Origin of the sequence: Streptomyces sp. NPDC001381 (assembly GCF_042895685.1) — a bacterium.
Classification (GTDB): Bacteria; Actinomycetota; Actinomycetes; order Streptomycetales; family Streptomycetaceae; genus Streptomyces.
In genome coordinates this window covers 244,703-259,707 of record NZ_JBIAWO010000008.1, presented here as the reverse complement: position 1 = coordinate 259,707, position 15,005 = coordinate 244,703, and the positions used below count along the sequence as shown (strand labels likewise).

Sequence of the window (15,005 nt, the reverse complement as noted above, 5' to 3'; positions counted from 1 at the left end):
TTTCACACTCTCGTGGGGGAGTCGCGGGGCGTACGGCCTACCGGAACGCGCCCCCGCTCAGGTGGTGAAGCCGGCCACCCGCAGGGCGTGGACCAGGTCCCAGTGGCGTTGCTCCGAGACTTCCCGGGCGGACTCCAGCAGGAGAGGGACGAGGGTCTGCGGGTCGGGCGCGGCGCTGCGGGCCGCCTCCTCGGGGGTGCGGACGCGGACGTAGGCGTCGAGCAGGGCGCGGACCTCCCGGCGGCGGCCCTCGCCCGCCAGCCGCAGGACGGCCTGCCCGATCTCCTCGGCCGGGCGGGCGACACCCTGCCGCAGGATCTGCTCGCCGTCGGCCGTACGCCCCACGGCGACCAGGGCGTCCGCCGCCTCCACCAGCCGGTCGGCGGGCAGGGAGGCCGCCTCCCAGAGCAGGGTGGTCCAGTCGGCGCTCAGCCCGGCGCGCTGCAACTCGGCGGCGAGCAGCGGGATACGGGCGGCCGGCCAGTACGCCAGCTCGACGAGCAGCGCGTGCGCCTCGCCGCTGCGGCCCTCCGCGCGCAGCGCCACCAGCCGTTCCACGGCCCGGACCGTCTCCTGCCGGGCCTCGGCGTCCAGGGGCTCCCGCTGCGGCTGGGGCGGCCGCTCCGCCCGGTCGGCGGCCCCGGCGAACCGCGCGCCGCGGAGGGTACGCCGGGCGGCGGGAGCGGGCGCGGGCAGCGCCGGCCCGGCGGCGGGGGGTACGACGACGGGGGCGTCGTCCTCCTCGGCCATCCCGGCGAACCGCGCACCGCCCCGACGGCGCTTGCGCTGCTTGGGGAGGGAGGCCTTGCCGGGCGCGGCCGACGCGCCCTCGGCGAGGGACGCGGCGGCTTCCGGCTCGGGGGCGGGAGGCTCCAGGGGGGCGGGGGCGGAGCCGGGGGCGGGGGCGGGTGTGGAGGCGGGGTCCGGGTGAGCGGCGGGGCCGGGGTCGGTGCCGGTGCCGAGGCCGGCGCCGTGGGCGGGACCTCCCCGGCCGGAGCCTGTCCCCCTGCCCTGGGCGGGACCTCCCGGCTCGGCCCCTCTCCCGGTGCCGTGGGAGGGACCGCCGGGGCCGAACCCTGGCTCGGTGCTGTGGGCGGGACCGCCAGGGCCGGACCCAGGCCCAGTGCCGTAGGCCGGACCGCCAGGGCCGGACCCAGGCCCGGTGCCATAGGCGGGACCGCCGGGGCCTGACCCAGGCCCGGTGCCATAGGCCGGACCGCCAGGGCCTGACCCAGACCCGGCGCCATAGGCCGGACCGCCAGGGCCTGACCCAGACCCGGCGCCATAGGCCGGACCGCCAGGGCCTGACCCAGACCCGGCGCCATAGGCCGGACCGCCAGGGCCGGACCCAGACCCGGCGCCATAGGCCGGGCCTCCCCCGCCGGACCCTCTCCCCATGCCCCGGGCGGAACCGCCCGGCTCGGCTCCTGACCCGGTTCCGTAGCCAGCACCACCCGGGTCGCCTGCGGGGCCGCTCTCGGTTCCGTCCGCGTACGCCGGGGAGGTTCCGTACGCGGGGGCGGTGGGCGCCCGTGGGGCGGTCCGGTGGGCCGGAGGGGCGGCGGCGCCGATCCGGCCCTCCGCCGTTCGCCGGTCCAACTCGGCCATCCGGTAACGGAGTTCGGCACAACGGGCGACGGCGCGTTCATGGTCGTCGTGGGCCCAGGCGAGGTCGAGGCGGATGGCCTCGGTGTCCTCGGGGGTGGCCGCGCCGGCGAGCAGGCGCCCGAGTTCGGCCTGGCGTTCGGCGGCGTAGCGCTGTTCGCGGAGCATGACGTCGAGGCGGTCGCCGAGGGCGTCACGGCCGCCGGGGCGGGCGTCGTACGCGGCGAGCGCGGCGGCGTGCAGCGACCGTACGCGCTCCGCCTCCTGGGCGGCGGCCGGCGTGCCGTACTCGGCGGCGAGGTCCTGGAGCAGGGCCTCCACCACGTCCCAGGGCGGCACCTCACGCCCGTCGAGACAGGCCCGCATACCCTCGGGATCGCGCTGCCAGAACACCGCGCACCATCCGGCGCCCTGGTCGAGGCGCGCCAGCAGCCCGTTCAGGTGGTTCGCGAACTCCCGCACCCGGCCCGGGAGTTGATCCAAGCCCATCGCCCAACTCCCGCCCGACCGGAACACTCCGGTCCGTAGAAAACACCAGCTGTGTTACAGCCGGGCTACGAAGAGTTTTCAAAGGGGGCGCGGCAGGCGTCCCGCTCGATCTTGACCGGAAAGCGCCCACCACCGTCCGAACGCCGTCGCAGACGCCTCACACGCCGACCGGAGCACACCGCCCGGCCAGTTCGTCCATGGACAGTCCGAGCGCCCCGGCGAGCGCGGCGACGGTGAAGAACGCCGGGGTCGGGGCCCGTCCGGTCTCGATCTTGCGGAGGGTCTCGGCGGAGATGCCCGCGCTCGCCGCGACCTCGGTCATGCTCCGGCCGCCGCGTGCCTCGCGGAGCAGCCGGCCGAGCCGCTCGCCGCGCTCGCGCTCTTCTGGGGTCAACGGGGTGCGCACCATGCCGTCATTCTAATACCGGTATAGTAATTGGCATGGTGGAACTGAAGACGAAGGCGTCGATCGACGCCATGTACGAAGCGGGCCAGGTCGTGGCGCATGCCCTGATCGCGGTGCGCAAGGCCGCTGACGTCGGCGTTTCCCTGCTGGAGCTGGACGAGGTGGCGCGGGAGGTGCTGCGGGAGGCAGGCGCCGACTCGCCCTTCCTCGGCTACCGGCCGGCCTTCGCGCCGACCCCGTTCCCGGCCGTCGTCTGCGCCTCGGTGAACGACGCGATCGTGCACGGCATCCCCACCCGCTACCGTCTGCGCGACGGAGATCTGGTGTCCATCGACTGCGGTGCCCGGCTGAACGGCTGGGTCGGCGACTCGGCGATCAGCTTCACCGTGGGCCGCCCGCGCCCGGCGGACGTCCGGCTGGTCGAGACGGCGGAGAGCGCCCTGGCGGCGGGCATCGAGGCGGCGGTCGTCGGCAACCGCATCGGCGACATCGCCCACGCGATCGCCGCGGTCTGCCGCGCGGGCGGCTACGGCGTCCCCGCCGGCTTCGGGGGCCACGGCGTGGGCCGCAGCATGCACGAGGATCCCCCGGTCCCCAACGAGGGCCGTCCCGGCCGCGGCCTGCGTCTGCGCCCCGGCATGGTCATCGCGATCGAGCCGATGCTGATCGCGAGCGGCAGGGACGACTACCACGCGGCCCCGGACGGCTGGACCCTCAAGACGAACGACGGTTCGCGGGCCGCCCACACGGAACACACCGTGGCCGTCACGGAGGACGGCCCGAGGGTCCTCACCGAGCGACGCCAGGGGTAGTACCGGGCAGACGGGCACGGGGCAGGGCAAGTACGGGGCAGGGGCAGCTACGGAGCAGGGCAAGTACGGGGCAGGGTCAGCTACGGGCGTGGTGACACCGCGCCTCCCCCGCGTGGGCGCGGCCGTCCGCCGCACGGCCCGCACCCGCGCCCGCCGTACGACCGCATCCCGCAGGACATGCCGCCCCTCAACGAACGTGCAATCGTGGTGTAGCCCGGCACGGACAGGGCACCCGTCGGCACCGGCATACGCACGTCGATCGATCGGAACGCCATGACCAGCGGCTACACCAGCCCGGAGGGCTACGGCGACCCCTTCGGTGAGTTCCTGGCCCGCTTCTTCGGCGGGCCCCGCCCAGGCCCCCGCCAGATCAACATCGGACAGCTCCTCAGCCAGCCCGCCCGGGAGCTGGTCCGGGGCGCGGCCCAGTACGCCGCCGAGCACGGCAGCCGCGACCTGGACACCGAGCACCTGCTGCGCGCGGCCCTCTCGGCGGAGCCGACCCGCAGTCTGCTCAGCCGGGCCGGCGCGGATCCCGACTCCCTGGCGACGGAGATCGACAAGCGGTCGGGCCCGGTCCAGCACTCGCCGGGCGAGGCGCCTCCGCCGACCTCGCTGTCCCTGACCCCGGCCGCCAAGCGCGCCCTGCTGGACGCGCACGAGCTGGCCCGCTCCCGGGGCGCGGGATACATCGGCCCGGAGCATGTGCTCAGCGCCCTCGCCGCCAACCCGGACTCCGCGGCCGGCCACATCCTCAACGCGGCCCGGTTCGCCCCGACGGGACTGCCTCCGGAGGCCCCGGAGACGACCCAGGCCCACCCCGAGCGGCAGCGGCCCACCGGCACGCCCACCCTGGACAAGTACGGCCGCGATCTCACCGAGCTCGCCCGGCAGGGCCGTATCGACCCGGTGATCGGGCGGGAGGACGAGATCGAGCAGACCATCGAGGTGCTGTCCCGGCGCGGCAAGAACAACCCGGTGCTGATCGGTGACGCGGGCGTCGGCAAGACCGCCATCGTGGAGGGGCTGGCCCAGCGCATCGCGGACGGCGACGTCCCGGACGTGCTCGGCGGGCGCAGGGTGGTCGCCCTGGACCTGACCGGGGTGGTCGCGGGCACCCGCTACCGCGGCGACTTCGAGGAGCGCCTGAACACCATCGTCGGCGAGATCCGCGCCCACTCCGACCAGCTGATCGTCTTCATCGACGAGCTGCACACGGTCGTCGGCGCGGGCGGGGGCGGCGAGGGCGGCTCGATGGACGCGGGCAACATCCTCAAGCCGGCCCTGGCCCGGGGTGAGCTGCACATCGTGGGGGCGACGACGCTGGAGGAGTTCCGGCGGATCGAGAAGGACGCGGCGCTCGCCCGCCGCTTCCAGCCGATCCTGGTGCCCGAGCCGTCCGTCGCGGACGCGATCGAGATCCTGCGCGGGCTGAGCGACCGCTACGAGGCCCACCACCAGGTCCGCTACACCGACGAGGCGCTGGTGGCGGCCGTGGAGCTGTCGGACCGCTATCTCACCGACCGCCGGCTGCCGGACAAGGCGATCGACCTGATCGACCAGGCCGGAGCCCGGGTGCGGCTGGGCGCCCGCAGGAAGGGCACGGACGTACGCGCCATGGAGCGCGAGGTCGAGCAGCTCGCCCGGGACAAGGACCAGGCGGTCGCCGACGAACAGTACGAGCAGGCCACGCAGTTGCGGGACCGCATCGTCGAGCTGAAGCAGCGCATCGCGGACGAGACCGGGGAGGAGGCCGCCGACGAGGGCATGGATCTGGAGGTCACCGCGGAGGCCGTCGCCGAGGTGGTGTCCCGGCAGACCGGCATCCCGGTCGCGAGCCTGACCCAGGAGGAGAAGGACCGGCTGCTGGGCCTGGAGGAGCATCTGCACGAGCGGGTCGTGGGCCAGGAGGAGGCCGTACGGGTCGTCTCGGACGCGGTGCTGCGGTCACGCGCGGGACTGTCGAGCCCGGACCGGCCGATCGGCAGCTTCCTCTTCCTCGGCCCGACCGGGGTCGGCAAGACGGAGCTCGCCCGGGCGCTCGCGGAGATCCTGTTCGGCAGCGAGGAGCGCATGGTCCGGCTGGACATGAGCGAGTACCAGGAACGGCACACGGTCAGCCGGCTGGTGGGGGCCCCGCCCGGGTACGTGGGCCACGAGGAGGCCGGGCAGCTCACCGAGGTGGTGCGCCGGCATCCGTACTCGCTGCTGCTGCTCGACGAGGTGGAGAAGGCCCACCCGGACGTCTTCAACATCCTGCTCCAGGTCCTGGACGACGGGCGGCTGACCGACTCCCAGGGCCGCACGGTCGACTTCACCAACGCGGTGATCGTGATGACCAGCAACCTGGGTTCGGAGGTGATCAGCAGGCGCGGCGCCGGCATCGGTTTCGGGCCGGGCGGCACGGAGGCGGCCGAGGAGGCGCGGCGCGAGCAGATCCTGCGCCCGCTGCGGGAGCACTTCCGGCCGGAGTTCCTCAACCGCATCGACGAGATCGTCGTCTTCCACCAGCTGACGGATGATCAACTGCGGCGGATCACCGAGCTGTTGCTGGACAAGACACGGCGGCTGCTGCACGCGCAGGGCATCGGCGTCGAGTTCGCGGCCGAGGCGGTCGACTGGCTCGCCGAGCGCGGCTACCAGCCCGAGTACGGCGCCCGCCCGTTGCGCCGCACCATCCAGCGCGAGGTCGACAACCAGCTGTCCAGGCTGCTGCTGGACGGCCGGGTCAAGGACGGGGACCGGGTGCGGGTGGAGGTCGAGGGCGGGCGGCTGGCGTTCCGTACGCAGCCGCCCGCCCCCACCGCCGAACCCTGACGCCGGTGCTGTGAGGCCGCTGTTACGGGGCCGGACGGACGACCTGTGCGGAGCCGCCGCCGCGCCGTACGGTCTCGGCGGCGGCCAGCCACCTGCCGTCCGGCAGCCGCTGCACGCCCGTCGCCGCGCCGATCTCCGCGTTCGGCTTGAACGAGTGCCCGATCGCTTCCAGCCGGGACCGCAGGCTGCCCGCGCCGGTGGCGTCGTAGAGGGCGGGTTCCAGTTCCGTCTGGGCCGCGTTGCGCTGGCTGGCGCGCGGCGCGGCGATCGCGTCGACCAGGGGCAGGCCACGGTCCAGGAACTCGGTGAGGGTCTGCAGCACGGTCGTGATGATGGTCGCGCCGCCGGGCGAGCCGAGCGCCACCACCGGCCGGTCGTGCCGGTCGAGGACGATCGTGGGCGAGATCGAGGACCGCGGCCGCTTGCCCGGGCCGGGCAGGTTCGGGTCGTGCACGGCCGGGTTGGCCGGGGCGAAGGAGAAGTCCGTCAGCTCGTTGTTGAGGATGAAGCCCCGGCCGGGGACGGTGATGCCGCTGCCGCCGGTCTGCTCGATGGTGAGCGTGTAGGAGACGACGTCGCCCCACTTGTCGGCCACCGTCAGATGCGTGGTGTTCTCGCCCTCGTAGGTGGTGGGCGCCGCCGTGCCGGCGCTGTCGCAGGCGGCCGGGTGGCGCGGGTCGCCGGGCGCCACCGGGCTGGTGAGCACCGCGTCGTCCTTGATGAGGCAGGCGCGCGAGTCGGCGTACTTCTGCGACAGCAGTTCCTTCGTGGGTACGTCCTCGAAGGCGGGGTCGCCGACCCAGCGTCCCCGGTCGGCGAAGGCGATCCGGCTCGCCTCGACGAAGTGGTGCAGGTACTGCACCTCGCTCGCCTTGGACAGGTCCGTCTTCTCGAGGATGTTGAGGGCCTCGCCGACGGTCGTGCCGCCGGAGGACGAGGGCGCGATGGAGTAGACGCCGAGACCGCGGTACGTCGTCCTCGTGGGCGCCTGGAGCTTGGCGCGGTAGGCGGTGAGGTCCTTGGCGGACAGCTTGCCGGGGCGCGCCTTCCAGCCGGAGGCGGGGTCCACGGGCGGCCTGTTGACCGTGTCGACGATGTCCTCGCCGAGGTCGCCCCGGTAGAGCGCGGCGACGCCCTTGCGGCCCAGCTCCTCGTAGGTCTCGGCGAGGTCGGGGTTCTTGAACGTCGAGCCGACGACGGGGAGTTGTCCGCCGGGCAGGAACAGCTTCGCCGTGTCCGGGAAGTAGCGGAAGCGGGTCTCGTTGGCTGCGGTCTGGGAGCGGAAGGTGCTGTCGACGGTGAAGCCGTCGCGGGCGATGCGCTCGGCGGGCCTGAGGACCGTACCGAGTTTCCTGCTGCCCCACTTGTCCAGCGCGGTCGCCCAGGTGGCGGGGGTGCCCGGGGTACCGACGCTCAGGCCGCTGCTGACGGCGTCGGCGAAGGCGAGCGGGGAGCCGTTCTCCAGGAACAGGTCGGTGCCCGCGGTCAGCGGGGCGGTCTCCCGGCCGTCGATGGTGTGCACGGAACGGGACCTGGCGTCGTAGTAGACGAAGTAGCCGCCGCCGCCGATGCCGGAGGAGTAGGGCTCGGTGACACCGAGGGCGGCGGCGGTGGCGACGGCCGCGTCGACGGCGTTGCCGCCCTTCCTCAGCACCTCGATACCGGCGGCGGACGCGTCCGCGTCGACGCTGGCGACGGCGCCGCCGTAGCCGACGGCGACCGGGACCTTCTCAACGGCCGTTCTCTGTGCGGCGGGTGGCGCTGCCGCCCCCACCGTGACCACGGCGGCCGAGACCGCCAGGACCGACAGTTTCCGCGCGACAGGGCGACGCATCCGTACCTCCAGTCCAGGACCGTCCGCGCAGCGTAACCACATTCACAGGGCCTCGACAGCCTCCTTCCGGGCACTGTCATACGTCTGCCACACCTCGAACACGGGTACGTAAAGGTCGTGTCGGCCCGCTAGCATGCGCGCCCATGAACGACGACGTGCGCAACATCGTCCTGGGGGTCATCGCGACCGGCCTCAGCGCCGCGCTCGGCTGGGTGGCCCGCACCTACCTGTGGCGGCGCAAACTCCGGCGCAAGCAGGCGTTCTTCGGGCTGCCCGAGAACTCGGAGTGCCTGCTCGTCGTCAACCGCGACGCGGGCAGCCCCGATCTCGCGGTGCACCGCCACGACGTGTTCGCCCTGCTGGAGCTGGCCGCGCTCATCAAGGACTGCGGAGCGGGCGCGGAGGTCGTCACCCAGGACGCGGCCCGGCAGGGCTTCGGCGAGCGGACGGAGTTCTGCGTCGGCGGCCCGGGGTCGAACCGGCGCATGGCGGCCCACATCAGCGCCATGCTGCCCGGGGTGCGTGTCAACACCGACCGGGAACCGGGGCCGGACCGGCTGGCGTTCCAGATCGGCGGCGAGCACTACCGCATGGAGGCGGGCGTCACCGAGTACGTCCTGCTGGCCCGGCTCACCGCGAGTCAGCGGCGTGAGGCACGGCCGGTGTTCCTGTTCTGCGGCCAGCGCGCCATCAACAACCAGGCCGCCACCCGCTACCTCGTCCGCAACCACGAGCGACTGGCCCGCAAGCACGGCAACGGTTCCTTCGTCCTGCTCCTGAAGGTGATCAACTCCCAGGCGTACGGCCCCGATGTGGTCGAACTGGTCGAGGACGTGACGCGGGCGGCCCAGGCACCCCTGCCGGACACAACAATCGTTACTGCCACGTAACTTACCGGCGGGTTACTTCCGGTAAGACGCGCCGGTTACCGTCGGGTCACTTTGCTGGACGCATGTCGAGGAGTGACCCGTGGGACGACCCCACCGCATGGCCCTGCGCACGACCGCCGTCGGCGCCGTCTCCGCCTCCCTGGTCGCGGGCGGCGTCCTCGGCCTCGCCCCCGCCGCGCAGGCCGCCACCGGCGGCATCCGGTACGTCGACATCGCCGGGGACGGCGGCACGGTCCTCAAGGCCAACGTGGTCACACCCGCCGGCGCCGACGGCACCCGCCGCTATCCGCTGATCGTGCTCCCCACCAGCTGGGGTTTCCCGCAGGTCGAGTACCTCGCCCAGGCGCGCAGGCTCGCCGACGACGGCTATGTCGTGCTCAGTTACAACGTGCGCGGCTTCTGGCAGTCCGGCGGGGAGATCGACGTGGCCGGTCCACGCGACGTGGCCGACGCGGCCAAAGTGGTCGACTGGGCGCTCGCCCACACCCCCTCGGACGCACGGCACATCGGCATGGCGGGTGTCTCCTACGGCGCCGGCATCAGCCTGCTGGCCGCCGCGCACGACCCGCGCGTCAAGGCCGTGGCCTCGCTCAGCGGCTGGGGCGATCTGATCGACTCGATCTACTCCGGCCGCACCCAGCACCTCCAGGCCGCCGCCCTGCTCGACACCGTGGGCACGGTCGCCGGGCGGCAGAGCGCGGAGTCCCGGGAGGTGTTCTCCGCCTTCTACTCCTCCGACCTGGCGAAGGAGAAGGACATCGTGGCCTGGGGGAAGAAACGTTCCCCCGCGAGCTTCCTGGACCGGCTCGACAAGAACGGCACGGCCGTCATGCTCGCGGGCGCCTGGGGCGACACCATCTTCCCGCCCAACCAGACCGCCGCCTTCTACGAGCGGCTGACCGGCCCCAAGCGCCTGGAGTTCCGCTCCGGGGACCACGCGACCCCCGAGATCACCGGCCTGTTCGGCCTGCCCAACGACGTGTGGAGCGACACCCGGCGCTGGATGGACCGCTATCTCAAGGGCGTGGACAACGGCATCGACCGCGAGCAGCCGGTGCAGCTCAAGTCCCGTTCCACGGGCGGCTACGAGGGCTACCCGGACTGGAAGTCGGTGGGCGCGACCCGCACGAAGCTCGCCCTCGCCGGCACGACCACGATCCACACCAACGTCGACTCGGGCGCCGACGGCGGGATCGTGTTCCTCTCCAGCATCCTCGACCAGATCGCCCGGGTACCGCCGGTCGCCTCGATCCCGCTGCTCCCCCGGTACTGGGCCGCCGTCTGGCAGTCGGAGAAGTACGCCACGGCCCGGCAGGTGCGCGGCACCACGAAGATGCACACCACGGTCACCCCCACCGCGGAGAGCGGCACCCTCGTCGCCCACCTCTACGACGTGGGGCCGCTCGGCCTCGGCAAGCTGGTCTCCCACGCGCCGTACACCTTCCACGGGCGTACGCCCGGGAAGCCGTTCGGTCTCGACCTGGAACTGTTCTCCACGGCCTACGACGTGCCGGCAGGGCATCGGCTCGCCCTGGTGGTCGACACGGTCGACCCGCTCTACATCGAGCACAACCCGTCCGGCGCGCGGCTGACCTTCTCCTCGCCGGTGAACGACCCGTCGTACGTGTCGGTCCCGCTGCGCGAGCAGTGATCTCCGGCCGGCGCCGGCCGGGCAGGGCTCTGTGACTGCCGCCCCCTACGGCCGGGTTGCCGCGGAGGGTCCCCCACCACCTGGCAGTGTCCCCGGTTCTGCCGCGGCGGCGGTCGCGATCCCGGTTTCGGGGGATGAACGGCCCATCCTAGTCGCCCCCTTCAGTGCTTGAGAATCTTGGACAGAAAGTCCTTGGCCCGGTCGCTGCGCGGGCTGGTGAAGAACTCGTCCGGGGTGCGGTCCTCGACGATGCGGCCGTCGGCCATGAACACCACGCGGTTGGCGGCCGACCGGGCGAAGCCCATCTCATGGGTGACGACGATCATGGTCATGCCGTCCCGGGCGAGCTGCCGCATGACCTCCAGGACCTCGTTGATCATCTCCGGGTCGAGGGCGGAGGTGGGCTCGTCGAACAGCATCGCCTTGGGTTCCATGGCGAGGGCGCGGGCGATCGCCACGCGCTGCTGCTGACCGCCGGAGAGCTGGGCGGGGTACTTGTCGGCCTGATCGGCGACGCCGACCCGGTCGAGGAGGGCGCGGGCCTTCTCCTCGGCCTGCTTCTTGTCGGTCCTGCGGACCTTGACCTGGCCGAGTATCACGTTCTCGAGCACCGTCTTGTGCGCGAAGAGATTGAACGACTGGAAGACCATGCCGACGTCGGCCCGCAGCCGGGCCAGCTCCTTGCCCTCCCCCGGCAGGGCCTTGCCGTCCAGCAGGATCTCGCCGGACTGGATGGTCTCCAGCCGGTTGATCGCCCTGCACAGCGTCGACTTCCCCGACCCCGAGGGGCCGATGACCACGACCACCTCCCCCCTGCCGACGGAGAGGTTGATGTCCTGCAGAACATGCAGGTCACCGAAGTACTTGTTGACGTCTCGCAGCTCGATCAATGGATCGACGGCCATCCGCAGCCCTACTCACTCTCAGCTGTGTCGTGGTTGCCGCAAACTATCCAGCGCCGCCCGGCCCCATGACACGACACGCACCCGTCGGGCATTAGCCGTATTTACGCCGCGCTTATGCCGGATGTGTGCGGGGCTCAGGCCTCGGCCACCTCACCGTACAGCTGGGACAGTTCGGGAACCCCGTTCGCCGCCCACTCGTGGCCGGCCGTCACGACGTCGAACTCCCGCCCCGACGCCAGCCGGACGACGGGCTGCCCGCCCGGCCAGAAGTCCCACGCGGCGCCGGGGACGGTCCGCACGATGACCGTGCCCAGATAGAGCCCGGCGTCGTTGCCGAGCCACGGCAGGATCTCCTCGTCGTCGCGCCAGCGCGGCACGAGCTGGTCCAGCGCCTCCAACGAGGTCCCGGTGTCGTCGAGTCGGATCCCCTCCCGGGCCGCCAGGGAGCGCAGCAGCTCGCATTCGGAGAGGAGTTCGGCCACCCCCTCGGCGTCCACGGCCGGCACCGCTTCACCGTGCTTCTTGCGCCTGTTGCCCAGGAAAGGGATGTTCATACGTCCAGCGTGTCATTCGCACCGACGTACGCACCACAGGCGCGCTGGCGCGTGCTTACGGTCGAATTCGCGGCCCGGGCGGGCATGGCGCGTTGACCGGCACGCGGCCGGTCCCTAGCGTCGCGAGGCGCTGTTGGCCGCCGGTGTACGGGAGGAGTCGGTACGTGCGCCGACGTGTCCGGGAGTTCCCGCTGGTCCTCGCCCTGTGCGGGCTGCTCCTCACCCCCGCGCAGGCGGCGACGCCCCCGCCGCCCCCGCCGCTGGAGACCCTGTACGACAACGCGGCGCGGGCGGACCTCGACGGTACGGGCGCCGCGCTCGTGGCGTCGGACCTGGCCGCGGCGGGCTGGACGCCGGGGCGCACGCTGACCCTGCGGGGCGCCCGGCTGACCTGGCCGCGCCGCCCGCCGGGCGCCCCCGACAACGTGCGCGCCGCCGGGCAGACCGTGCGCGTCCGCGGGCGCGGCGACGCGCTGGCCTTCCTGGTCACGAGCACGGGCGGCCGGGAGGCGGGCGGCGCGGGCAGCGTCACGTACGCCGACGGTTCCCGCTCCCCGTACCGGCTCACCGCCCCCGACTGGCGCACCGGCCCGCTCGGCGCCACGGTGCTCGCCCTGCCGCACATCGCCACCCCCGGCGGGCTGCTCGCCGAGCGGGCCCGGCTGTACGTCGTGACGGTCCCGCTGGTGCGCGGGCGCGAGGTCGCCTCGGTGCGGCTGCCGGTCGCCCCGCGTCTGCATGTGTTCGCGCTGGCCGTGCGGGAGTCCTCACCGGGCCGGACGGGCACCTGGGCGGCGGCCACGTCGGGGCGGCCGGCGGTGGGCCCGTGGACCGGCCGGACCCTGCGGCTGGTGGTGCACGTCTCGACGGGCGGGCGGTGGGTGCGGCTGCGCTTCGACAACACCTTCGCCCCGGCACCGGTACGCATCGGAGCGGCGACGGTGGCCCTGCGGGCGGCGGGAGCGGCGGGCGCCCGGACCGTCGCGGTACCGCCCGGGCCCGGCGTCCACCCGGCGGCACGGCCCGACACCGGCACGGTCACGCGGACGGCACCCGCGCCGGTGGGCTTCGGGGGCCGGCGGGGTGTTGACGTGCCCACCGAGGCACGGACGGTCGGCGATCCGCTCGCCTTCGCCGAGCCGGACGGGAGCCCGGGCGGCCGGAAGGGGGCGGTCACCCACGGGGCACCCGCGCCGGTGGGGTTCACGGGTGAGCGGGGCCTTCACGTACCCACCGAGGCACGCACGGTCGGCGATCCGCCCGTCTTCCCCGTGCCGGACGGGAGCGCGGGCGGCCGGAAGGGGGCGGTCGCGCAAGGGGTGCCCGTGCCGGTGGGGTTCGGGGGTGAGCGGGGTGTTGAGGTGCCCGCCGGGGCGCAGGTGGTCAGCGATCCGCTGGCCTTCGCCGTGCCGGACGGGGGTGATCTGCTGGTGAGTCTCCATCTGCCCGGCACGGTGGCCTCGGTGCCCCTGCACGGGCTCGCGGTGCAGCGCTCGTACGTCAGCGAGCCGGGTGATCACACGGCGGACGCGGGCGGGACGGCGTACACCGGGACGATCACCACCTGGCCGCTGCTGACCGGGGTGGACGTGGCCGGCGGGCCGGGGTCGGTGGTGCTGCTGGGGGACTCGATCACCGACGGGGACCGGTCCACGGTGGACGCCGGCCGGCGCTGGCCGGACGCCCTGGCCGCCCGGCTGCGCGCGCAGCACGCCGTGCCGCGTTTCGGCGTCCTGAACGCCGGGATCGCCGGCAACCGGGTCCTCGCCGACCGCTATCCCGGCGACGGGGTGTCCACCGTCGTCGCCGGGGTGAGCGCGCTGCACCGCCTCGACCGGGACGTGTTCGCGCAGACGTCGGTACGGACGCTGGTGGTGTTCGAGGGCATCAACGACCTGCGGGCCCGGGCGACGGCGGCGGAGGTGATCGCCGGGCTGCGGGAGATCGCGGAACGGGCGCGGGAGCGCGGGGTGCGGGTGCTCGGAGCGACGCTGCCGCCCTGCGGGGGCTCCGCGCGGTGCACACCGGCCGTGGAGACCGAGCGGGCCGCGCTCAACGCGTGGATCCGCGACGCCGGCGCGTTCGACGGCGTCCTCGACTTCGACCGCGCCCTGCGCGACCCCGCCGCCCCGGCGCGCATGCTGCCCGCGTACGACAGCGGGGACCACCTGCACCCCGGGGACGCGGGGTACGCGGCGCTCGCGGAGGCCGTGGACCTCGGGGCGCTGTGAGCTACACGTCCAGGTCGACCACCACGGGCGCGTGGTCCGAGGCGCCCTTGCCCTTGCGCTCCTCACGGTCGACGTAGGCGTCCTTGACGGCCTTCGCGAACGGTTCGTTGCCGTATACCAGGTCGATGCGCATGCCGCGGTTCTTGGGGAAGCAGAGCTGGCGGTAGTCCCAGTACGTGAACGGGTGCTCGTACTTCAGGGGGCGCGGGACCACGTCGGACAGGCCCGCCTCGCGCAGGGACGCCAGGGCCGCGCGCTCGGCCGGGGTGACATGCGTGAGGCCCTCGAAGGCGGCCACGTCGTAGACGTCGTCGTCCGTCGGCGCCACGTTGTAGTCGCCCAGGACGGCGAAGGGGCGGCTGCCGGCGGCGTCACCGGCGACGGCGGCCTTCAGCGCCTCGAACCACAGGAGCTTGTAGGCGTAGTGCGGGTGGTCCACCTCCCGCCCGTTGGGCACGTACACCGACCAGACGCGGGCGGGACCGCAGGTCGCGGAGATGGCGCGGGGCTCCGGTGCTCCGTCGTAGCCCGGGTCGCCGGGCAGGCCCTTGACGACGTCCTCGATGCCGACGCGGGAGATCACCGCCACGCCGTTCCACCTCCCGGTGGCGTGGACCGCCGCCTCGTAGCCCAGCTCGCGCAGCTGGTCGAACGGGAACTGCTCCTCGGCGACCTTGGCCTCCTGGAGGCAGAGCACGTCGGTGCCGCTGCTCTCCAGCCAGGCCAGCAGCCTCGGCAGGCGGGCGGTGATCGAGTTGACGTTCCAGGTCGCGATGCGCATGCCTCACAACCTACCGGGCGCCACCGACAC

The 15,005-nt window shown here is 73.5% G+C and carries 11 protein-coding genes; 5 read left to right on the top strand and 6 right to left on the bottom strand.

Annotation, left to right across the window (positions count from 1 at the left end; translation table 11 throughout):
• Positions 1-57: 57 nt before the first annotated feature.
• Together ACFY2L_RS30535 and ACFY2L_RS30530 are read right to left on the bottom strand one after the other, a co-directional pair.
• Positions 58-2,094: a hypothetical protein gene (locus tag ACFY2L_RS30535; protein WP_390823993.1), complete on the bottom strand. Its 2,037-nt coding sequence runs from the start codon at positions 2,092-2,094 to the stop codon at positions 58-60.
• 157 nt (positions 2,095-2,251) lie between these two features.
• Entirely contained in the window at positions 2,252-2,503 is a 252-nt protein-coding gene (locus ACFY2L_RS30530) for a helix-turn-helix domain-containing protein (RefSeq protein ID WP_390658850.1), read from the bottom strand.
• 32 nt (positions 2,504-2,535) lie between these two features.
• Between ACFY2L_RS30530 and map the strand changes: the two genes are divergently transcribed.
• Both map and ACFY2L_RS30520 read left to right on the top strand, forming a co-directional pair.
• The gene (gene map / locus ACFY2L_RS30525) at positions 2,536-3,312 is read left to right on the top strand and encodes a type I methionyl aminopeptidase (RefSeq protein WP_390658851.1); all 777 of its coding nucleotides are present in this window, start codon (positions 2,536-2,538) and stop codon (positions 3,310-3,312) included.
• A 273-nt stretch (positions 3,313-3,585) separates the two neighbouring features.
• Positions 3,586-6,129 (top strand): ATP-dependent Clp protease ATP-binding subunit, encoded by a 2,544-nt coding sequence (locus ACFY2L_RS30520; RefSeq protein ID WP_390823992.1) that lies wholly within the window; start codon positions 3,586-3,588, stop codon positions 6,127-6,129.
• Positions 6,130-6,151: 22 nt separating this feature from the next.
• On the opposite strand, the gene ggt is transcribed toward ACFY2L_RS30520, so the two are convergent.
• A complete protein-coding gene (ggt, locus tag ACFY2L_RS30515; RefSeq protein ID WP_390823991.1) occupies positions 6,152-7,963 on the bottom strand; it encodes a gamma-glutamyltransferase in 1,812 nt (603 codons plus the stop codon).
• 143 nt (positions 7,964-8,106) lie between these two features.
• On the opposite strand from ggt, the gene ACFY2L_RS30510 reads away from it, so the two are divergent.
• Both ACFY2L_RS30510 and ACFY2L_RS30505 read left to right on the top strand, forming a co-directional pair.
• A complete protein-coding gene (locus ACFY2L_RS30510; RefSeq protein ID WP_390658854.1) occupies positions 8,107-8,853 on the top strand; it encodes a hypothetical protein in 747 nt (248 codons plus the stop codon).
• Positions 8,854-8,950: 97 nt separating this feature from the next.
• On the top strand, positions 8,951-10,504 hold the full coding sequence (locus ACFY2L_RS30505; protein WP_390824006.1) for an alpha/beta fold hydrolase: 1,554 nt from the start codon (positions 8,951-8,953) through the stop codon (positions 10,502-10,504).
• Positions 10,505-10,665: 161 nt separating this feature from the next.
• On the opposite strand, the gene ACFY2L_RS30500 is transcribed toward ACFY2L_RS30505, so the two are convergent.
• A complete protein-coding gene (locus tag ACFY2L_RS30500; protein WP_390658855.1) occupies positions 10,666-11,409 on the bottom strand; it encodes an amino acid ABC transporter ATP-binding protein in 744 nt (247 codons plus the stop codon).
• Positions 11,410-11,543: 134 nt separating this feature from the next.
• Positions 11,544-11,963, bottom strand: a complete 420-nt coding sequence (locus ACFY2L_RS30495) for a DUF6278 family protein (RefSeq protein ID WP_390658856.1) — start codon at positions 11,961-11,963, stop codon at positions 11,544-11,546.
• 164 nt (positions 11,964-12,127) lie between these two features.
• Between ACFY2L_RS30495 and ACFY2L_RS30490 the strand changes: the two genes are divergently transcribed.
• Positions 12,128-14,194, top strand: coding sequence for an SGNH/GDSL hydrolase family protein (locus ACFY2L_RS30490; protein ID WP_390823990.1), 2,067 nt, complete (start codon positions 12,128-12,130; stop codon positions 14,192-14,194).
• A gap of 1 nt (position 14,195) precedes the next feature.
• On the opposite strand, the gene ACFY2L_RS30485 is transcribed toward ACFY2L_RS30490, so the two are convergent.
• Positions 14,196-14,975: an exodeoxyribonuclease III gene (locus ACFY2L_RS30485; RefSeq protein WP_390823989.1), complete on the bottom strand. Its 780-nt coding sequence runs from the start codon at positions 14,973-14,975 to the stop codon at positions 14,196-14,198.
• Between the last annotated feature and the right edge of the window lie 30 nt (positions 14,976-15,005).

Coding starts and splice junctions, on each gene's coding strand:
- ACFY2L_RS30535 (WP_390823993.1), bottom strand. CDS start 2,094: ATGGGCTTGGATCAACTCCCGGGCCGGGTGCGGGAGTTCGCGAACCAC.
- ACFY2L_RS30530 (WP_390658850.1), bottom strand. CDS start 2,503: ATGGTGCGCACCCCGTTGACCCCAGAAGAGCGCGAGCGCGGCGAGCGG.
- map (WP_390658851.1), top strand. CDS start 2,536: ATGGTGGAACTGAAGACGAAGGCGTCGATCGACGCCATGTACGAAGCG.
- ACFY2L_RS30520 (WP_390823992.1), top strand. CDS start 3,586: ATGACCAGCGGCTACACCAGCCCGGAGGGCTACGGCGACCCCTTCGGT.
- ggt (WP_390823991.1), bottom strand. CDS start 7,963: ATGCGTCGCCCTGTCGCGCGGAAACTGTCGGTCCTGGCGGTCTCGGCC.
- ACFY2L_RS30510 (WP_390658854.1), top strand. CDS start 8,107: ATGAACGACGACGTGCGCAACATCGTCCTGGGGGTCATCGCGACCGGC.
- ACFY2L_RS30505 (WP_390824006.1), top strand. CDS start 8,951: ATGGCCCTGCGCACGACCGCCGTCGGCGCCGTCTCCGCCTCCCTGGTC.
- ACFY2L_RS30500 (WP_390658855.1), bottom strand. CDS start 11,409: ATGGCCGTCGATCCATTGATCGAGCTGCGAGACGTCAACAAGTACTTC.
- ACFY2L_RS30495 (WP_390658856.1), bottom strand. CDS start 11,963: ATGAACATCCCTTTCCTGGGCAACAGGCGCAAGAAGCACGGTGAAGCG.
- ACFY2L_RS30485 (WP_390823989.1), bottom strand. CDS start 14,975: ATGCGCATCGCGACCTGGAACGTCAACTCGATCACCGCCCGCCTGCCG.